Origin of the sequence: Mesorhizobium sp. M0040, assembly GCF_040323505.1 — a bacterium.
Classification (GTDB): domain Bacteria; phylum Pseudomonadota; class Alphaproteobacteria; order Rhizobiales; family Rhizobiaceae; genus Mesorhizobium.
This window is the reverse complement of record NZ_JAMYVA010000141.1, coordinates 1-934: the sequence shown is the minus strand read 5'-3', so window position 1 is coordinate 934 and position 934 is coordinate 1. Positions and strand designations below refer to the sequence as shown.

The window sequence follows — 934 nt, the reverse complement described above, 5'->3', positions numbered from 1 at the left end:
AGTGTCCGTTCCAAAAAGAGTTGAGTGATTTCAGCAGGTTGTGATTCTGTCGGATTTGCGAGATTCGATGGAGATCACGATGGCCTGGACTGAAATCACCCGTGCGCATTATGAGCGGCGTTGCGCCCGCTACGCAAGCGATCTGACCGATGCAGAGTGGGTGCTGATTGCGCCAATGATGCCGTCGGCGAGCCGCATCGGCCGGCCGCGCAAGACAGACCTGCGCGAGGTCGTGAACGCACTTCTTTACCTCGCCTCGTCGGGCGGCGCGTGGCGATTGCTGCCGAAAGACTTCCCACCCTTTTCAACGGTGCAGAAGTACTTCTATCGCTGGCGTGAGGCGGGCTTGTTGCGGACCATCAGCAACAGCCTCGTCATGGCGGCGCGCGAGGCTGAGGGTCGGGAAGCGAGCCCGACGGCGGGCGTGATCGACAGCCAATCGGTCAAGACCACGGAAAGCGGCGGAATTCGTGGCTTCGACGCGGGAAAGAAGATCAACGGGCGCAAGCGTCACATCGTTGTCGACACCATCGGCCTGATGGTCGGTCTCGTCGTCCACGCCGCTGATATCCAGGACCGGGACGGCGCACCGGCTGCCCTCAAGACCATTCTCGAACGCTGGCCGTGGCTGCGACACGTCTTCGCCGACGGCGGATATGCCGGACCGAAGCTTAAGGGCGCGATGCAAAAGATCGGCACGTTCACCCTGGAGATCGTCAAGCGGACGGATAAAGCCAAAGGCTTTGAGGTCCTGCCGCGCCGCTGGGTCGTGGAGCGCACATTCGCATGGCTGGGGCGATGCCGCAGGCTGGCCAAGGACTGGGAGAAATCCCTCGCTTCCGCAGAAGCCTGGATATACGTCGCTCACATTCGCCTGCTCACCCGCAGGCTCGCAAGAAGTTGATATCAAAACACTCTTTTTGATTCAGGCTCT

General features: G+C 60.6%; 1 protein-coding gene. It reads left to right on the top strand.

Features of this window, described 5'->3' with window-relative positions; all coding sequences use genetic code 11:
- Positions 1-79: 79 nt before the first annotated feature.
- A complete protein-coding gene (locus NKJ91_RS33655; RefSeq protein ID WP_352458936.1) occupies positions 80-904 on the top strand; it encodes an IS5 family transposase in 825 nt (274 codons plus the stop codon).
- Positions 905-934: the final 30 nt, after the last annotated feature.

Bases quoted from the DNA above. Each gene is read 5' to 3' on its own strand.
- NKJ91_RS33655 (WP_352458936.1), top strand. From the start codon at position 80: ATGGCCTGGACTGAAATCACCCGTGCGCATTATGAGCGGCGTTGCGCC.